The following is a 17,551-nucleotide window of genomic DNA, read 5'->3' as shown; positions in this document are numbered from 1 at the left end:
GTAGCCGCCGCCCGGACCCCCCCCGCCGCTGCGGGGCCCGCCGCCCCCGCTGGCCCCCCCGCCCCCGCCCCCGCTGTCGGGCCGCCCGTAAAGGGGGGGCGGGGGCCCCCCCCCCCGGCCCCCCTCCGCGTGGTACCGCGCTGACGCGCTACCGCCGTACGACGGTCACTTCTGCGCCGCCACGATCTGCCGGCACCGCTCCACATCCGCCGCCATCTGCTCCAGCAGGGCCTCGAGCGACTCGAACTTCGCCTGGCCGCGCACGTACGCCAGGAAGTCGACGGCGACGTGCAGGCCGTACAGGTCGAGGCCGACGCGGTCGATGGCGTACGCCTCCACCGTGCGCTCGGTGCCGTCGAACTGCGGGTTCGTGCCGACGGAGATCGCGGCCGGCATGACCTCGCCCTGGGCGTGCAGGTAACCGGCGTACACACCGTCGGCGGGGATGGCGGTGTGCGGCAGGGTCTCCACGTTGGCCGTCGGGAAGCCCAGTTCACGGCCGCGCTGGGCGCCGCGGACGACGATGCCCTCGACGCGGTGCGGGCGGCCCAGGATCTCGCGGGCGCCCGCGAGATCGCCCTCGGCGACCAGACGCCGCGTCAGGGTCGAGGAGAACGGCTCACCGCCGCCCGCCTCACCGGTGACGTACAGGTCGACGACGTCGACCTCGAAGTCGTAGACCTTGCCCTGCTCGGTGAGGAACTCGACGTTGCCGGCGGCCTTGTGGCCGAAGCGGAAGTTGGGGCCTTCCACGACCGCCTTGGCGTGCAGCTTGTCCACCAGGACCTTCACCACGAAGTCGGCGGGCGACAGCTTGGAGAACTCGGTGGTGAACGGGAGGATGAGGACCGCCTCGACGCCCAGCTCGGCCATCAGTTCGGCGCGGCGGTGGTGCGGGGCGAGCAGCGGCGGGTGGCTGCCGGGGCGGACGACCTCGCTGGGGTGCGGGTCGAAGGTGACCACAACGGCGGGGACGCCCAGTTCACGGGCGCGGTCGACGGCGTGCTTGATGATCAGCTGGTGGCCGCGGTGGACTCCGTCGTAGGAACCGATGGTGACGACGCTGCGCCCCCAGTCCTGGGGGATGTCCTCCAAGCCACGCCAGCGCTGCACTGTGACCGCTCCTCGAACCCGTGTCCGTGTCTGTCCTGACCTCGTTGTGCAGGTCTAAGGGTGCCATGCCGGGTGCTCGCTGCCCGCATCGGCATGGGGGCTGTGACGGGGCGCACGTTCCCACCGCTGCTCAGGCCGGTACGCGTACTCCCGCCAGGTTCTCGATCATGCGGCGGGCGCCGGGGCCGACCAGGGCGGCCCAGTCGCCGGGGGCGTCGGTCAGCCAGCGGGCCAGGCAGGCGGCGAAGCCCGGCACGTGCCGGCCGAGGTCGGCCAGGCCGCGCTCGAACCGGGCGGCTCCCTCGGGCGTGCGGGCGAGGAGCAGGCCGGTGCGGTGGACGAGGCCGCGGACCTCCTCCTCCCGGCCGCTCTCCTCCCGGCCGTCGCTGCCCCGGGCCACGGCCGCGTGCAGGACGGCGTCCAGTACGGCCGGATCCTGTTCACGGGTGAGCAGGAACTCCAGCAGTTCGCGGCGGAGCGGGCGGGAGGCGGGGGTTCCGGCGGCGGCGAGGACGGTGGCGAGCGCCGCCCGGACCTGCTCGGGACCGTCGTCGAGCAGGCCGGTGACGAGGGGCAGCAGGACCGAGCGGGCGGTGGGGCCCTGTTCGAGGCGGCGGTCGACGTGGCCGGCGACGTGTCCGGCGGTACCCGGGCGCAGCCGCACCGCCTCCCCCACGAGGACGGCGACGCGGCGGGCGAGGGCCGGAGTGGTGGCCTCGCCGAGGCTGCGCAGGGCCGCCTCCGTCTCCGCGCCGTCGGCGCCCGGGGCGCGCAGGCGCGAGCGGAAGGCCTCCAGGACCGGTTCCGGGTGGGTGGTCAGGGCCGGGATCAGGGTGCTCGGCGGGAACAGTGGGTCGCCGTCGGCGAAGTGGCACAGGGCGGCGGGCAGATGCCGGTCGCGGGTGTGCGGGTCGCGGACCAGCAGGGCGAGGGCGCCGCCGTGCAGGGCGCGGTCGGCGGGGCGGGCGAGCAGGGCGAGGGCGGCCCGGCGCAGCAGTTCCCGGTCGGCGTCCGAGCGGACGTGCGGAGCCGCGCGCAGCCCGCTCGTCACCGCCGCCGCCCGGCGGGCGGGACGCTCGTCGTGCGCCCAGCGGTCCACGGCCCGGCAGACGGCCGACGGCTCGTCCTCTGCGAGGACGGCGAGCAGCTCGTCGGCACGGCGGTGCGCGCAGGCCACCAGCACCTCGGTGAGATCGTCCAGGGCGCCGTGCCGGTGGGTGTGCAGCAGCGCCTGCGCGGCGGTGGCCACGGTGGCGTGCGGGGTCGCGGGCAACGGGCGCTCGTCGGCGAACCAGCGGGCCAGCAGGGGCTGCACGGTGGCGGGGGCGGCGGCGAGCAGCCCGGCGACGGAGTCCAGGTACCGGTCCCCGGCCGCGGGCGGCGCGGCGTCCGCCAGCACCAGCCGGCGCAGCAGCTCCAGCCGCTCGGTGCCGGCGACGGGCACGGCCGTCCAGAAGGCGGGGCCGAACTCGGCCGGCACGGGCCGCTCGGCACGGCGCCGGTCGACGACGCGGTCGGCGAGCAGGCGCAGCACCTCGGTGTACGGCGTCGCGTCCGGGACCTCGAGGAGAGTCCGGGCGAGCAGCCGGGCGGCCCACCAGGAGCCCGGGTCCCGCTCCACGGCGTCGATCAACTCCCCCAATCGGGAGGCGAGTTCCAGGGGGCCCTGCTGACGGGCGAGGTGCAGCAGAGCCTGCACGACGGGGCCGACGCGGTGGTGCGGCACCGGGACGGGGTGAAGCTCGCGCCGGCCGCCGGGGCGGTGCACCAGGGCCCGCAGGGCCTCGTCCAGGTCCAGGTGCATGCCCTGGATCCAGTCGGCCAGCTCCTCGTGGGCGAAGCGGTAGCCGCGGCCGGCCGGCACGAGGAGGCCTTCGGTGAGGACGGCCGAGGCCCAGCCGGTACCGCCGCCCAGCCGGGCCGGGGCGGACCCCCAGGGGAACACCGCCTCGAACGACTCCCGGTCCAGCTCGCCCTGCCCGGGCCCGAGACTGCGCCGGGCGGCCTCGTGCACCTGACCGGCCACGCGCGCGGCGAGTCGCCGCACGGCCGTACCCCGCAGACCGGCCGCGGCGGCGAGCCGTACCGCGATGCGCAGGCACAACAGGTCGAGGTAGGCGGCGAAGACGTCGTGCCGGTCGACGGGTCCGGCGGCCGGGGCGCCGGGGGCGGCTGCCCGGACCTCGGACACCAGCCGCAGAACGAGCGGATGCCCGGCGTCCCGCACGGCCAGAACGCCCTCCGCGATGCCGTACCGAGCACGGGCCCGACACGCCTCACCGGCGTCCAGATCACCGAGACGCAGGCAGGGCGGAAGCGACAGGGGGGCCTTACCGGGCGCGGGGTCGGCGGGGATGTGCAGCGGCGCCGGGGCCGCGGCCGGGGGCGACGCCTCCGGCGGGGCCGGGGCGGGCGGGGCAGGGGGCAGGGCCGGGCCGGGGACCGGCACTTCCGACGGGGCCGAGGTGTGGGGCGACGCCTCGGACCGGGCAGCGGTGGTCAGCGGCGCCCCCGGCGTGATCGCACCGGGCGAGGCAGCGGCCGGCACCGGGGGGACGGCGGCCGGGGTGAAGGCGTTCTCCGCGCTGGGGACGGCGGACTGCGGGACCACATGGCCGGCCGGGGCGGGGAGCGGTACCGCGGACGTGGGCGGGGTGAGGACCGGTGCTTCGGGAGGCGTGGGGTCGGAGCGGGCAGCGGGCGGCACCGTACGGGCGGCCGGGGTGAAGGGGTGCGCGTGCGCCGTGGGCGGCCGGCTGACCGGTGCAGTGAGCCGCGCGTCCGCGATCGGGACGGCGGGCGGGGAGACCGCTCGGGCGGCCGCAGCGGGGGACGGCGCGTCCGTGGCCGGCGGTGGGGGCGTGTGGGTGGCCGGGGTGTGCAGCAGGTCGGCCGGAAAGTACGTTCCGGCGTGTTCCCAATACTCCTCGCGGCAGGCCACCACCAGGCGGGCCCCGCTCTCGCGCAGCCAGTCGGCGGTGCCCCGGGTCCACTCGGGCAGCCGGTGGGCGAGGACGGGCGGCATCTCCTCGGGGCCGTCGAGGAGGAGCAGCAACGGGCGCCCTGCCCGGGCGGCGAGGCCGGCCAGGCGTTCGGGGGTGACGTCGCCGAGGTCCTCGGGGTGGACTCCCCGGGACGCGGCGACGATCCGGGCGGCCCGCTCCACGGCCCGAGCGGCGGCGTCCGCCACGGAACCGTCGCCGGCCATCAGGTCGGCACCACGCAACCACACCGTCGGTTCGGGCGGACCACCCCCCACCCGGCCGGTGGCCGCCGCCACGGGACCGCCGGTCTCCGTCAGGCCGGCGCCGCGTGACCGCGGCACCGGCGCTGGCAGATCGCTTGCGGCCCGGCGGGCGGCAAGTGCCGCGAGTTCTGTCGTACGGCCGCTGCCCGGGGCGCCGACGAGACCGAGCACGGGCCGGCCGCCCCCGGTGAACGCGGCCAGCTCTCGTACGATGTCGGCTCGTTCGACGGCGTCCGGGTGGCCGGTGAGGGCGCCCGCAGGCCCGTCCTGGCCCACGGACGTCGCGGTCAGCTGGAGGATGCCGGCCAGGTTCAGGTCGGCGCCGTACGCGGGCACGGTGGCCGCGTTGCGGGCGAGCACACCGGCGAGGGCGGCTTCGACGGCGGGCCGCAGCGGGACCGCGAAGCCCGCGTCGCGCCTGTCGGTGTGCAGGGCGGTGCCGAGGACCCCGACGACCGCGCCGGTGGCGGCGTCGAGCACCGGTCCGCCGGCCGCGCCGCCGCCGAGCCGGAGCGCGTCCCGGCCGGCCGTACCGATCGCCAGCTCCAGGGCGTCGTCGAGGAGGTGGACTCCGTGCGCGGCGGTGTACGTCACCGGGGTCGCCGCCAGCACCCGGGCCTCGCGCCAGCAGCCGGCGACGATCCGGACGTACGTACCGGCGTCGATCCGCTCCCGTACCGTGAGCGGCAAGGGGTCCACGCCCAGGCCCTCGGTGCGCACCAGGGCGAGGTCGAGGTCGGGCAGCGCGGTGACGGCGTCGGAAGTGACCACGCGGGTGCGGTCGGCCGCGTGCAGCACCAGCCGGGACAGGCCGTCGACGCTCTCGTGGCTGGTGAGCAGGGTGCCCTCGTGATCGACGAGGAAGCCGAGACCCCGGGGGCGACCGGCCAGGTCGTGGACCCGGACGAGAGCGGTGTCGGCCCGGCCGCCATCGGCCGGGGCCGCTGCTGGACCGGGATGGACGGTACCGGGACCGACGGAACCCGCGCGGGTACCGGGCTCGGCCGCTCCCCGTCGACCGGCCGCGTCCGGCTCCCCTCCGCCACGCTCGTGCGAGCGCCCGCCTGCGGTGCGCGGGCCCCGTTCCGTCATGGCCTTACCTCCCCGCCGTCCCTCGTGCCCTGTGCACCGACGGTAGGCGGGTGATGATCGACGGGGCGGGATCCTCGGTGAACGCGCCCCCTTCCGCTCCCCCGGTTCACTCCGAGCGCCTGCCCGGACGGGTGAATTGGCGGGGGCGGCTGGATAAGCCTAGGGATGGGGGAACCGAGGGGGGACCGTGGAGCGGCAGCAGGGGCGGAGTCCGTGCCCGGCCGCCGCTCCACGGGAGGACGACGGCCCGGCGGACCACCCAGCCGCTCGACCCCGAGGATCGATAGGGCGACCGCTCAGCCGAAGACGGCCAGGCTCTTGGCCTTGCCCTTGTGCTCCTCGACGAGCGCGAGGAAGCGGCCCTCGCGGTCGAACACGGCCACGGGACCGGCACCCGCGTACTCGTCGGGCATCTCCAGCCGGACACCGTTCAGCAGCAGCTGGGCCCGCCTGGCGTCGACGTCCCAGCGGCGGAACGCCGCCGTCGCGGCCTCGGCGACCGGCATCACGGTCAGCTCCTGCTGGAGCTGGTCGAGTGTCTTCGCCGTGTCGAGCTTGTACGGGCCGACGCGCGTCCGGCGCAGCGCGGTGAGGTGTCCGCCCACGCCGAGGCCGGCGCCCAGGTCGCGGGCGAGGGCGCGGATGTAGGTGCCGGAGGAGCAGACCACCGACACGATCAGGTCGAGCACGGGCGTGCCGTCCTCGGCGACGGCGTCCCGGACGTCGTAGACCGTGAAGGAGGAGACGGTCACGGGCCGGGCGGGGATCTCGAACTCCTCGCCCTCACGGGCCCGCTTGTACGACCGGACGCCGTCGATCTTGATGGCGCTGACCTTGGACGGCACCTGCATGATGTCGCCGCTCAGCCGGGCGATGCCGGCGTCGATGGCGTCCCGGGTCACCTTGGAGGCGTCGGTGGAGGAGGTGATGTCCCCCTCGGCGTCGTCGGTGAGGGTGTTCTGACCCAGGCGGATGGTGCCCAGGTACTCCTTCTCGGTGAGCGCGAGGTGCCCGAGGAGCTTGGTGGCGCGCTCGATCCCGAGGACCAGGACGCCGGTCGCCATCGGGTCGAGGGTGCCGGCGTGGCCGACGCGGCGGGTCCTGGCGATCCCGCGCATCTTGGCGACCACGTCGTGCGAAGTGAAGCCCGACGGCTTGTCGACGATGACAAGGCCGTCGGGCGTGGTGTGCTTCTCGGTCATTCCGCGGCGTCGCCGTCCGTGTCGGTCTCGTCGTCGGCCGGCTTGCGGTAGGGGTCCGCGCCGGCGGCGTACGAGGCGCCCGTGGCCGCCTCGCGTACCTGCTGGTCGGACTGCCGGGCCCGGTCGAGGAGGTCCTCGATGGTCTTGGCGGTGTCCGGCAGGGCGTCCGCGACGAAGGTCAGGCTGGGCGTGAACTTCACCTGGGCCGCGCGGCCCACCTCGGAGCGCAGGACGCCCTTGGCGCTCTCCAGGCCCGCGGCAGCGGCGGCCCGCTCCTCCTCGTCACCGTAGACCGTGTAGAAGACGGTCGCCTCCCGCAGGTCACCCGTGACCCGGGTGTCCGTGATGGTGACGTGCGAGCCGAGCCGCGGGTCCTTGATCCCGCGCTGAAGCTTCTGGGCCACCACCTCCCGGATGAGGTCCGCCAGCCTTTTCGCCCGCGCGTTGTCGGCCACTGGTCCGTCTCCCGTTCTTTCTTCTGCTTCGTGTTCTGTGGTCAGTCGTCGTCGCCGTGAAGGCGCCGTCGTACGGACAGCAACTCCACCTCGGGGCGGCCGGCGACCAGCCGTTCGCACCGGTCCAGTACGTCGCTGACGTGCGCCGTGTCGCCGGAGACCACGGCCAGGCCGATGACGGCCCGCCGGTGGAGGTCCATGTGGTCCACCTCGGCCGCGCTCACGGGGTACTTCCGCTGGAGTTCGGCGACGATCGGGCGGACGACGGAGCGCTTCTCCTTCAGCGAGTGGACGTCGCCGAGGAGGAGGTCGAAGGACAGAGTCCCCACGTACATGTGTGTAACCGGTTAACCCGCCGGTACGGGATCGGTGGCCCCGGGACCGTATGGCCGGGGACACCAAGAACCGTACAACGAAGCGGCCCGTGGGCTCGACGGATATTACGCTCCGTGGGCCGTGGAAACGGGCCGCAAACGGCGTGCCGGCCGACGGAACCGGAGTTCCGTCGGCCGGCACGCACCGTGAGCGTTACGCCCGCGGCTTCTCGCGCATCTCGTACGTCGCGATGACGTCGTCGACCTTGATGTCGTTGAAGTTGCCGAGGTTGATACCGCCCTCGAACCCTTCGCGGATCTCGGTGACGTCGTCCTTGAAGCGACGCAGACCCTCGATGTTGAGGCTCTCCGCGACCACCTTGCCGTCGCGGATGAGGCGCGCCTTGGTGTTGCGCTTGACCTCGCCGGAGCGGATGAGAACACCCGCGATGTTGCCCAGCTTGGACGACTTGAAGACCTCGCGGATCTCCGCCGTACCCAGCTCGACCTCTTCGAACTCCGGCTTGAGCATGCCCTTGAGGGCCGCCTCGATCTCTTCGATCGCCTGGTAGATGACCGAGTAGTACCGGACGTCCACACCCTCGCGCTCGGCCATCTGCGCCGCGCGGCCGGCCGCGCGGACGTTGAAGCCGATCACGATGGCGTCGGAGCCCATCGCCAGGTCGATGTCGGACTCCGTGACCGCACCGACGCCGCGGTGCAGGACGCGGATGTCGACCTCTTCGCCGACGTCCAGCTGGAGCAGGGAGGACTCGAGGGCCTCGACGGAACCAGAGGCGTCACCCTTGATGATCAGGTTCAGCTGCTGGATCTCGCCGGCCTTGAGCACCTTGTCCAGGTCCTCCAGGGACACGCGGCGCGTGCGCTTCGCGAAGGCCGCGTTGCGCTCACGGGCGGCGCGCTTCTCCGCGATCTGGCGGGCCGTACGGTCCTCCTCGACCACGAGGAAGTTGTCACCGGCACCCGGGACGTTGGTCAGGCCCAGGACCTGGACCGGCGTCGACGGGCCCGCCTCGGCGACGTTGTTGCCGTTGTCGTCGAGCATGGCGCGCACCCGGCCGTAGGCGTCGCCCACGACCATCGTGTCGCCGACCCGCAGCGTGCCTCGCTGGACGAGGACCGTCGCCACGGCACCGCGGCCGCGGTCGAGACGGGACTCGATCGAGATGCCCTGCGCGTCCTGGCTCGGGTTGGCCCGGAGGTCGAGCGAGGCGTCGGCCGTGAGGATCACGGCCTCCAGCAGCGAGTCGATGTTCAGACCCTGCTTGGCGGAGATGTCGACGAACATCGTGTCGCCGCCGTACTCCTCGGCCACCAGACCGAACTCGGTCAGCTGACCGCGCACCTTGGTCGGGTCGGCGCCCTCGACGTCGATCTTGTTGACCGCGACGACGATCGGGACCTCGGCCGCCTTGGCGTGGTTGAGCGCCTCGACCGTCTGCGGCATGACGCCGTCGTTGGCCGCGACGACCAGGATCGCGATGTCGGTCGACTTCGCACCACGGGCACGCATGGCGGTGAACGCCTCGTGACCCGGGGTGTCGATGAAGGTGATCTTGCGCTCTTCTTCGTTGACCTCGGTCGCGACCTGGTAGGCACCGATGTGCTGGGTGATGCCGCCGGCCTCGCCCGCGATGACGTTGGTCTTGCGGATGGCGTCGAGCAGGCGGGTCTTACCGTGGTCGACGTGACCCATGACGGTCACGACCGGCGGACGGACGACCAGGTCCTCCTCGTCGCCCTCGTCCTCGCCGAACTCGATGTCGAAGGACTCGAGCAGCTCGCGGTCCTCCTCCTCGGGACTGACGATCTGAACCGTGTAGTTCATCTCGCCGGCGAGGAGTTCCAGGGTCTCGTCGGAGACGGACTGAGTGGCCGTGACCATCTCGCCGAGGTTCATCATGACCGCGACGAGCGACGCCGGGTTGGCGTTGATCTTCTCCGCGAAGTCCGTGAGCGACGCGCCGCGGGAGAGGCGGATGGCCTCGCCGTTGCCGCGCGGCAGCATCACGCCGCCGACGCTCGGGGCCTGCATGGCCTCGTACTCCTGGCGCCTCTGCCGCTTCGACTTGCGGCCACGACGCGCGGGACCACCGGGACGGCCGAAGGCGCCCTGCGTGCCACCGCGGCCACCGGGACCGCCGGGACGGCCACCGAAGCCGGGACGACCACCGCCGCCACCGCCGGGACCACCCGGACGGCCGGCGAAGCCACCGCCACCGCCGCCGCCACCGGGACGACCGGCGAAACCGCCACCGCCGCCACCGGGACGACCGGCGAAGCCGCCGCCGCCACCCGGGCGACCGCCGCCGCCACCGGGACGACCGCCGGCACCGGGACCGCGGCCGCCGGGGCCACCGCCGCCCGGACGGGGGCCGGCAGCGGGACGCTGCGGCATCATGCCGGGGTTGGGACGCGGGCCGGCCGGGCCGGGACGCGGGCCGCCCTGCGGGCGGGGCATGCCGGCCGGCGACGGACGCGAACCACCGGGAGACTGCGGACGCGGACCGCCGCCCTGGGCGCCGGGCGCCTGCGGACGGGGGCCGGCGCCGGGGGCACCGGGGCCGCCGGGACGCGGACCGCCCTGCGGGCGCGGAGCCTGCGGACGGGCCATGCCGGTGGTACCACCGGAGGTGAAGGGGTTGTTACCCGGACGCGGGCCGGCCGGACGGCCACCCGGACGCGGTGCGGAACCGCCGGGACGCGAGCCGCCGCCCTGGGCGGCCGCGGGGCGCTGGCCCTGCTGGCCCTGACCGGGACCGCCGGGGCGGCCACCGGGCCTGGGGGCACCGGGACGAGCACCCGGACGCTGGCCCTGGTTCTGGCTCTGGGGCTGCGGCTGGCTCTGGGCTGCCGGAGCCTGCGGGGCCGGGGCAGCCGGCGGAGCGGTGAACTCCGGGGCGGCCGGGGCCGGGCGAGGCGCGGGCTTGGGACCCGGCACGGGACGCGGGCCGGGGGCCGGCGCGGGTGCCGAGGGAGCCGCCGGTGCGGCCGGCTGCTGGGCAGCGGGCGCCGTCGACGGCTTGGGGGCCGGCGGCCTCGGGGCAGCCGGACGTGCCGCCTGCGCCGGAGAGGGCGCGGCGGGCCTGGGGGCGGCCTTGCGCGGGGCGGGCTTACCGGCGGACTTGCCGGAGCCACCACCCTGGAAGGCGTCGGTCAGCTTACGTACAACCGGCGCTTCGATGGTCGAAGACGCCGAACGGACGAATTCACCGAGTTCCTGGAGCTTGGCCATGACGGCCTTGCTCTCTACACCGAACTCCTTGGCGAGTTCGTATACCCGGACCTTAGCCACTTCGCTCCTTTGAGGTCCGGGTTGAAGCCGGACCGTCGCTAGTTCATGGGCGTACTCATCGCGTACTCATCGAGTGCTCATCGCAATCTCGACCTGCTTTCGACTCGCGAGGTACCAAACCGCACGGTTTTCCGTACGGCATGTCTTACGGCGTTGCCTGCTTGGCAACTGTCGTCTGCTCGACGTATCGGCGCAACGCCTTTGTGTCGAGCGCTCCCGGGGCGCGCAGTGCCCGCGGGAACACCCGGCGGCGTACCGCCTGGTCGAGACAGACCAGGACGGGATGCACGTACGCACCCCGGCCGGGCAGCGTACCGCGAGGATCGGGGACGCATGCGTCCTCGGTCTTCACGATCCGCAGGAGATCGTTCTTGGCCGCCCGCTCCCGGCACCCCACACAGGTGCGTTCGGGGCATACTCGGTCGTGCGTCCGGCCAGACACAGCTAAGTCTACCTCCCCGTACCGACCTCACCCCTTCGGGGCAGCGATCGAACGGCTCTTGTCGTGATTCAAGCGCTCACGGCCCGGATCTATTCCCCGGTACCCCGGTCTCCCCGGGTTCTACTCCCCGGCCTGCTCGGTGTCGGGCCGGATGTCGATCCGCCAGCCGGTGAGGCGGGCGGCGAGGCGGGCGTTCTGGCCCTCCTTGCCGATCGCCAGCGACAGCTGGTAGTCCGGCACGGTCACCCGGGCGGAGCGGGCGCCCATGTCCACGACCTCCACCTTGTTCACCCGCGCGGGTGACAGGGCGTTCGCGACCATCTCCGCCGGGTCGTCCGACCAGTCGACGATGTCGATCTTCTCGCCGTTCAGCTCGCCCATCACGTTGCGCACCCGGCCGCCCATGGGGCCGATGCAGGCGCCCTTGGCGTTCAGACCCGAACGGGTGGACCGTACGGCGATCTTCGTGCGGTGACCGGCCTCACGGGCGATCGCGGCGATCTCCACCGAACCGTCGGCGATCTCCGGCACCTCCAGGGCGAAGAGCTTCTTCACCAGGTTGGGGTGCGTACGCGAAAGGGTCACGGAGGGACCGCGGACGCCCTTGGCGACCCGGACGACGTAACTGCGCAGCCGCATGCCGTGCGGGTAGGTCTCGCCGGGCACCTGCTCCTGCACCGGGAGGATGGCCTCCAGCTTGCCGATGTCAACGAGCACGTTCTTCGGGTCGCGGCCCTGCTGGACGACACCGGTGACGATGTCGCCCTCCCGGCCGGCGTACTCGCCGAGCGTCGCGTCGTCCTCGGCGTCGCGCAGCCGCTGGAGGATCACCTGCTTGGCGGTGGTCGCGGCGATCCGGCCGAAGCCGGACGGGGTGTCGTCGAACTCGCGGGACTCCTGGCCCTCCTCGAGGTCGGCGGGGTCCTCCTTCGCCCACACGGTCACATGTCCGGTCTCCCGGTCGAGCTCCACGCGCGCGTGCCGGCGGCTTCCCTCGGTGCGGTGGTAGGCGATGAGGAGGGCCGATTCGATCGCCCCGACCAGCAGGTCGAAGGAGATCTCCTTCTCCCGCACCAAGCCCCGCAGGGCGCTCATGTCGATGTCCACGGCTACGCCTCCTCCTCTTCCTTCATGTCCTTCTCGGTGTTCTTGCTGTCCGTGCTGTCCTTGCGGCTGAACTCGACCTGCACCCGGGCCCTGGCCACCTCCGGGAAGGTGAGCCGGCGCGCGGTGGCCTTGCGGCCCTTCACCCCGGGCACCTCGACGTCGACGCCCTCGCCGTCCACCCGCAGGATCCGCGCCACCAGCTCGCCGTCCTCGGCCAGCTGGAACCGCACCAGCCGGCCGGTGGCGCGCACGAAGTGCCGGTGCTCGGTGAGGAGGCGCTCCGCACCGGGGGTTCCGACCTCCAGGTCGTACGTGTCCTCGCCCATCGCGTTCGTCTCGTCGAGCTTCGCCGAGAGCGCACGGCTCACATCGGCGATCGCGTCCAGGTCCGCCCCGGTGTCGGAGTCCACGACGACACGCAGCACCCGCTTGCGTCCGACCGAGTCCACGGCGATCTCTTCGAGATCCAGCCCCTGGGAGGTGACGAGCGGTTCGAGCAGCTCTCGCAGCCTCTCGCTCTGGGTGGTGCTCATCCGGGTGACTCCTCGGCCGCGTGTGCTGTTGTGGGATGGGTCGCGTGTCTGATCAAAGGGTATCGGGTCGCGGGAGGTGTTGCCGTCCACCCGAGGCCCCGCGGTGCCGGTGAGTGGCGCGGGACGGGTGCGCGGGTACGGTGATCACGGGCGGGCCGCCCGCCAGCTGTTCTTCCCTCCGCACGAGTTCCCCGAGGACGTCCGCAGTGCCGTACTCCCCACCGCCGCGCACCCCCTCGGGGCCGCGCAGAAGATCCCTGCTCGCCTCGGCCGGCGCCGCCGCCCTGCTGGCGGGCTGCTCGGCCGGACCGGACACCGGCGGCGACGGCCCGTCGGCCGTCGCCCGGGCCCGCGCACGTGCGGCCCGGGACAGCCGGGGGCTGCTGGAGCGCTACGACGCCGTGCTCGCCGCCCGTCCCGGGCTGGCGGAGCGGCTGCGCCCGCTGCGGGCACAGGTCGCGGCCCACGCGGTGGCCTTCGGGGACGGTACGGCGGCCACCGGCGCGGTCGCCGGCACGGCCACGGCGTCGCCCTCCCCCGCTCCCGTGCCCGGCACCGACGAGGAGGCCCTCGCCGCTCTCGCCGCCGCCGAGCGGGCCCTCGCCGACCGGCGGGGCAGGGATCTGCTGGACGTACCCGGTGAGCTGGCACGGCTCCTGGCGTCGGTCGCGGCGGCCGGGGCCGCGCACGCGTACCTGCTGACGGAGGGGGCCAGGTGAGCGACGCCACCGAGCAGTCCGAGCTGACGGCGCTGCAGGCGGCGCTGGCGGCGGAACACGCGGCGGTGTACGGGTACGGCGTCGTCGGCGGCCGCATCGGCGAGCAGCGCCGGTCCGAGGCACGTGCGGCCTACGACGCCCACCGGGCGCGCCGGGACACGCTGGTGCGCACGGTGCGTGACCTGGGCGGCGCGCCGGTCGCCGCGAGCGCCGCGTACGCGCTGCCGTTCCCGGTCCGGGACGGGGGGTCGGCGGTACGGCTGGCGGCCCAGCTGGAGGAGCGGGTGGCCGCGGTGTACTCGGACCTGGTGCGGGCGGCGAGCGGCGCGCGGCGGACCGATGCCGCCGGCGCGCTGCGGGAGGCCGCGGTACGGGCGGTGCGCTGGAGCGGGGAGAGCGTAGCCTTCCCTGGGCTCGCCGAGCGGTCCGCCGGCCAGGCCGGCGCGGCCGGTACGACCCCGTCGGCGTCCGCGTCGGCATCCCGGTAGGCGCTCGGCAAGGGGCCGCACAGGGCCGGACAGGAAGGAAACGACTCGCGCATGGCTTTCGAACCGCCGCAGCGCCTGGTGCGGGCGCTCGGTGAGACGGCACCGGCCGGTGACGACTGGCTGGCGCGGCTGCCCGCGGTGGCCGAGCGGGTCGTCGCCCGGCGCGAGTTGACCGTCGAGCGGGTCCAGGTGCCGGGCGGGCGCAGCAGCCTGGTCGTGCTGGTACGGCGGGCGGACGGCACACCGGCCGTGCTGAAGCTGGCGCCGCCGCGGGCCCGCCCGGGCAGCGAGGCGGCGGCGCTGGCGCACTGGGCCGGGCTGGGCGCCGTACAGCTGCTGGACGCGGAGCCGGACGAGGGGGTGCTGCTGCTGGAGCGGCTGCACCCGGATGTGTCGGTGCGGTCGCTGCCGGAGGCGAAGGCGCTGCTGGAGGCGGCGGGGACGCTGCGCAGGCTGTGGGTCAAGCCGCCGGCCGGTCATGTCTTCGAGACCGTCGCGGAGCGCACCGGCAGGCAGGCGGCGGCGATGCGGGCGGGCGCCGGGGCCGATGCGGAGGCGGCGCCGCTGGTCGACGCGGCGCTCGCGGCCCGCGAGGAGCTGCTGGCCGCCCCGTCCGGGCAGCTGCTTTTGCACGGCACGTTCCGGCAGAGCAAGGTGCTCGCCGGGGAGCGGACGCCGTGGCTCGCGGTGGGTCCCGACCCGGTGGTCGGGGAGAGCGCCTTCGACCTGGCGCGGCTGGTGCGGGACCGGGTGGAGGACCTGATCGCGACGCCGTCCGGCCCGGCCGTCACCCGGCGCCGGATCAAGCGGCTCGCGGAGTCGCTGGAGGTGGACCAGGAGCGGCTGCGCGGCTGGACGCTGTTCCGGGCGGTGGAGTCGGGGATCCGCGCCCGGCGGGTCGGCCGTGAGAAGGACGCGGAGCTGCTGCTGGAGTTCGCGGGCTGGCTGTGAGGCCTTCCCCCGGACGGGGCGGCCCGCTGCCGGTCGCCGCGCCTGCCGGCCGGTCACGCCCCCCGGCAGGGTCCGGAGGGCGCCTGGACCCGGCCGGTGTTCGTGTTCAGACCGCGGCGGTAGCGGACGCCGGGGCGGCCGGCGACGGAGGTGTTCGCCGTCACGATGAAACCGTTGCGCTCCAGGACGGTGCGGGAGGCCGTGTGGTCGCTGGTGGTGAGCGCGGTGAGGGCAGACAGCCCGTACGTGCCGCGGGCCAGGTCGCAGACCTCGGCGACCATCGCCGTGGCCAGTCCGCGGCCCGCGGCACGCTCGCCGATCCGGTAGCCGAGTTCGGCGCTCCCCGCCTCGACGTCCACCAGGTTGACGCGGCCGACGATTTCGCCCAGGTCGTCGAGGATCACGTGGAAGTGGCAGACGCCGGCCGCCTGTTCGGCGAGGAGCGCGCGGTGGCGGGCGGCGAACTCGGTGAAGTACGCCTCTCCGCGGTCGGACACCGTCCGGGCGAAGTACGCCCGGTTGGCGCGTTCGAAGGCGAGCAGGGCGGCCTCGTGGCCGGGCAGGAGTCGCTCGAGTGTCGGCATGCGGGCCAGCCTAGGCAGCGGTCGCCGTCGGGCCGAAGCGGTTTTCCGGGGGCGGCGGCACCGGCGGGCGTCCGGGGGCGGCCGTCCGCCCCCGGACTCCCGTGGGTCTGCTCTACTGCGCGGTCAGGCGGGCGATCGCGTCCTCGACCGTCAGCTCCTCGCGCTCACCGGACTTGCGGTCCTTCAGTTCCAGGACGCCCTCGCCGGAGCGGCGGCCGGCCACCAGGATCTGGGGGACGCCGATCAGCTCGGCGTCGGTGAACTTCACGCCCGGGGAGACCCCGGCCCGGTCGTCCACCAGGACGCGGACGCCCGCGGCGGCCAGCTTCCCGGCGACGTCGAGGGCCAGCTCGGTCTGGAGGGCCTTGCCGGCGGCGACGACGTGCACATCGGCCGGGGCGACCTCCTTGGTCCACACCAGACCGTGCTCGTCGGCGGTCTGCTCGGCGAGCGCGGCGACTGCGCGGGAGACGCCGATGCCGTAGGAGCCCATGGTGACGCGGACGGGCTTGCCGTTCTGGCCGAGGACGTCCAGCTTGAGGGCGTCGGTGTACTTGCGGCCCAGCTGGAAGATGTGGCCGATCTCGATGGCCCGGTCCAGCTTCAGGCCGGTGCCGCACTTCGGGCAGGGGTCGCCGTCCTGCACGACCACGACGTCCACGTAGGCGTCGACCTCGAAGTCACGGCCGGCGACGACGTTCCGGGCGTGCGTGTTCTCCTTGTTGGCGCCGGTGATCCAGGTGGTGCCGGGGGCCACGCGCGGGTCGGCGATGTACGTCACCTTCTCGCCGAGGCCCTGCGGGCCGACGTAGCCGCGCACCAGGTCGGGGCGGCCGGCGAAGTCCGCCTCGGTGACCATCTCGACGGCGGCCGGGGCGAAGTGCGCCTCGACCTTGTCCAGGTCGACCTCGCGGTCCCCGGGTACGCCGACGGCGACGATCTCGCCATCCACCTTGACCAGCAGGTTCTTCAGCGTGGCGGAGGCCGGGACGCCGAGGGACGCGGCGAGGGTCTCGATGGTCGGGGTGTCGGGGGTGGGGATCTCCTCGAGCGCGGGCAGGGCGGAGCCGTCGACCGGCTTCAGCTCGTAGGTGATCGCCTCGGTGTTGGCGGCGAAGTCGCAGTTCGGGCAGTCCGCGAAGGTGTCCTCGCCGGCCTCGGCCGGGGCGAGGAACTCCTCGGACTTCGAGCCGCCCATCGCGCCGGCGGTGGCGGCACAGATGCGGTAGTCGAGGCCGAGGCGCTCGAAGACGCGCTGGTAGGCCTGGCGGTGCAGGGCGTAGGACTTGGCGAGGCCCTCGTCCTCCGTGTCGAAGGAGTACGAGTCCTTCATGAGGAACTCACGGCCGCGCAGGATGCCGGCGCGGGGGCGGGCCTCGTCGCGGAACTTGGTCTGGATCTGGTAGAGGATCACCGGCAGGTCCTTGTAGGACGTGCACTGGTCCTTGACCAGGAGGGTGAAGATCTCCTCGTGGGTGGGGCCGAGGAGGTAGTCGCCGCCCTTGCGGTCCTTGAGCCGGAACAGCTCCTGGCCGTACTCCTCCCAGCGGCCGGTCGCCTCGTACGGCTCGCGGGGCAGCAGGGCGGGCAGCGAGACCTCCTGGGCGCCGATGGCGTCCATCTCCTCGCGCACGATCCGCTCCACGTTGGCGAGGACCTTCTTGCCGAGGGGCAGCCAGCTCCAGATGCCGGCGGCCGTGCGGCGGACGTAACCGGCGCGGACGAGGAGCTTGTGGCTGAGGACCTCGGCGTCCGCCGGGTCGTCGCGCAGCGTCTTCGCCATCAACTGGGACATGCGCTGGACCGGTGCGTTGGCCATGGTTCTCGTACTCCTGCCGGATGGGGGTCCCCCACTCGGGCGGGGCCGGGAGTGGGGAAGGGTGCTGGCACAGGAGGTTAGCCGGGCCGCCGGTGCCGGTGGAAATCGGTTAACGCCTGCCTTGCGGATCAGGCACGCTGCAGCAGACCGCGCCCCGCCACCCCGGCGG

The 17,551-nt window shown here is 74.1% G+C and carries 14 protein-coding genes; 3 read left to right on the top strand and 11 right to left on the bottom strand.

Translation table 11 applies throughout. The features are described from left to right. Positions 1-165: 165 nt before the first annotated feature. The 9 genes from ACF1BE_RS25080 to rimP all read right to left on the bottom strand — a co-directional run bounded on the left by ACF1BE_RS25080 (position 166) and on the right by rimP (position 12,821). Positions 166-1,113, bottom strand: a complete 948-nt coding sequence (locus ACF1BE_RS25080) for a bifunctional riboflavin kinase/FAD synthetase (RefSeq protein ID WP_392201269.1) — start codon at positions 1,111-1,113, stop codon at positions 166-168. A gap of 130 nt (positions 1,114-1,243) precedes the next feature. Then, positions 1,244-5,452: a trypsin-like peptidase domain-containing protein gene (locus tag ACF1BE_RS25075; RefSeq protein WP_392201268.1), complete on the bottom strand. Its 4,209-nt coding sequence runs from the start codon at positions 5,450-5,452 to the stop codon at positions 1,244-1,246. A gap of 296 nt (positions 5,453-5,748) precedes the next feature. Next, the gene (gene truB / locus ACF1BE_RS25070; RefSeq protein WP_392201267.1) at positions 5,749-6,654 is read right to left on the bottom strand and encodes a tRNA pseudouridine(55) synthase TruB; all 906 of its coding nucleotides are present in this window, start codon (positions 6,652-6,654) and stop codon (positions 5,749-5,751) included. Further along, entirely contained in the window at positions 6,651-7,109 is a 459-nt protein-coding gene (rbfA, locus tag ACF1BE_RS25065) for a 30S ribosome-binding factor RbfA (protein ID WP_392201266.1), read from the bottom strand. The genes truB and rbfA overlap by 4 nt, the downstream gene beginning before the upstream one ends. 41 nt (positions 7,110-7,150) lie before the next feature. Continuing rightward, the gene (locus ACF1BE_RS25060) at positions 7,151-7,444 is read right to left on the bottom strand and encodes a DUF503 domain-containing protein (RefSeq protein ID WP_392201265.1); all 294 of its coding nucleotides are present in this window, start codon (positions 7,442-7,444) and stop codon (positions 7,151-7,153) included. Positions 7,445-7,637: 193 nt separating this feature from the next. Next, the gene (gene infB, locus ACF1BE_RS25055) at positions 7,638-10,739 is read right to left on the bottom strand and encodes a translation initiation factor IF-2 (protein ID WP_392201264.1); all 3,102 of its coding nucleotides are present in this window, start codon (positions 10,737-10,739) and stop codon (positions 7,638-7,640) included. 145 nt (positions 10,740-10,884) lie between these two features. Then, positions 10,885-11,181, bottom strand: a complete 297-nt coding sequence (locus ACF1BE_RS25050) for a YlxR family protein (RefSeq protein WP_392201263.1) — start codon at positions 11,179-11,181, stop codon at positions 10,885-10,887. A gap of 120 nt (positions 11,182-11,301) precedes the next feature. Next, on the bottom strand, positions 11,302-12,288 hold the full coding sequence (nusA, locus tag ACF1BE_RS25045) for a transcription termination factor NusA (RefSeq protein WP_392201262.1): 987 nt from the start codon (positions 12,286-12,288) through the stop codon (positions 11,302-11,304). Between the two features lie 2 nt (positions 12,289-12,290). Then, on the bottom strand, positions 12,291-12,821 hold the full coding sequence (gene rimP, locus ACF1BE_RS25040) for a ribosome maturation factor RimP (protein ID WP_392201261.1): 531 nt from the start codon (positions 12,819-12,821) through the stop codon (positions 12,291-12,293). Positions 12,822-13,027: 206 nt separating this feature from the next. Here rimP and ACF1BE_RS25035 point away from each other — a divergent pair, with 206 nt between their 5' ends. The 3 genes from ACF1BE_RS25035 to ACF1BE_RS25025 are packed head-to-tail and all read left to right on the top strand — an operon-like array spanning position 13,028 to position 14,979. Further along, positions 13,028-13,540, top strand: a complete 513-nt coding sequence (locus tag ACF1BE_RS25035; RefSeq protein WP_392201260.1) for a hypothetical protein — start codon at positions 13,028-13,030, stop codon at positions 13,538-13,540. Further along, positions 13,537-14,028, top strand: coding sequence for a ferritin-like domain-containing protein (locus tag ACF1BE_RS25030; protein WP_392201259.1), 492 nt, complete (start codon positions 13,537-13,539; stop codon positions 14,026-14,028). Before ACF1BE_RS25035 ends, ACF1BE_RS25030 begins: the two co-directional genes overlap by 4 nt. 51 nt (positions 14,029-14,079) lie before the next feature. Continuing rightward, positions 14,080-14,979 carry an aminoglycoside phosphotransferase family protein gene (locus tag ACF1BE_RS25025; protein ID WP_392201258.1) on the top strand — a complete coding sequence of 300 codons (900 nt, stop codon included), beginning with the start codon at positions 14,080-14,082 and terminating at the stop codon, positions 14,977-14,979. A 53-nt stretch (positions 14,980-15,032) separates the two neighbouring features. Here ACF1BE_RS25025 and ACF1BE_RS25020 read toward each other — a convergent pair whose 3' ends face one another. Both ACF1BE_RS25020 and ACF1BE_RS25015 read right to left on the bottom strand, forming a co-directional pair. Further along, positions 15,033-15,563 carry a GNAT family N-acetyltransferase gene (locus ACF1BE_RS25020; RefSeq protein WP_392201257.1) on the bottom strand — a complete coding sequence of 177 codons (531 nt, stop codon included), beginning with the start codon at positions 15,561-15,563 and terminating at the stop codon, positions 15,033-15,035. 112 nt (positions 15,564-15,675) lie between these two features. Continuing rightward, complete coding sequence (locus ACF1BE_RS25015; protein WP_392201256.1) at positions 15,676-17,382, bottom strand: proline--tRNA ligase; 1,707 nt, start codon at positions 17,380-17,382, stop codon at positions 15,676-15,678. Positions 17,383-17,551: the final 169 nt, after the last annotated feature.

Origin of the sequence: Streptomyces sp. NPDC014991 (assembly GCF_043080665.1) — a bacterium.
Taxonomy (GTDB): Bacteria; Actinomycetota; Actinomycetes; order Streptomycetales; family Streptomycetaceae; genus Streptomyces.
Note: the sequence above shows the minus strand (reverse complement) of the source record. Positions and strands in the feature narration are given on the sequence as shown.

Bases quoted from the DNA above. Each gene is read 5' to 3' on its own strand.
- ACF1BE_RS25075 (WP_392201268.1), bottom strand. From the start codon at position 5,452: ATGACGGAACGGGGCCCGCGCACCGCAGGCGGGCGCTCGCACGAGCGT.
- truB (WP_392201267.1), bottom strand. From the start codon at position 6,654: ATGACCGAGAAGCACACCACGCCCGACGGCCTTGTCATCGTCGACAAG.
- ACF1BE_RS25060 (WP_392201265.1), bottom strand. From the start codon at position 7,444: ATGTACGTGGGGACTCTGTCCTTCGACCTCCTCCTCGGCGACGTCCAC.
- rimP (WP_392201261.1), bottom strand. From the start codon at position 12,821: ATGAGCACCACCCAGAGCGAGAGGCTGCGAGAGCTGCTCGAACCGCTC.
- ACF1BE_RS25025 (WP_392201258.1), top strand. From the start codon at position 14,080: ATGGCTTTCGAACCGCCGCAGCGCCTGGTGCGGGCGCTCGGTGAGACG.
- ACF1BE_RS25020 (WP_392201257.1), bottom strand. From the start codon at position 15,563: ATGCCGACACTCGAGCGACTCCTGCCCGGCCACGAGGCCGCCCTGCTC.
- ACF1BE_RS25015 (WP_392201256.1), bottom strand. From the start codon at position 17,382: ATGGCCAACGCACCGGTCCAGCGCATGTCCCAGTTGATGGCGAAGACG.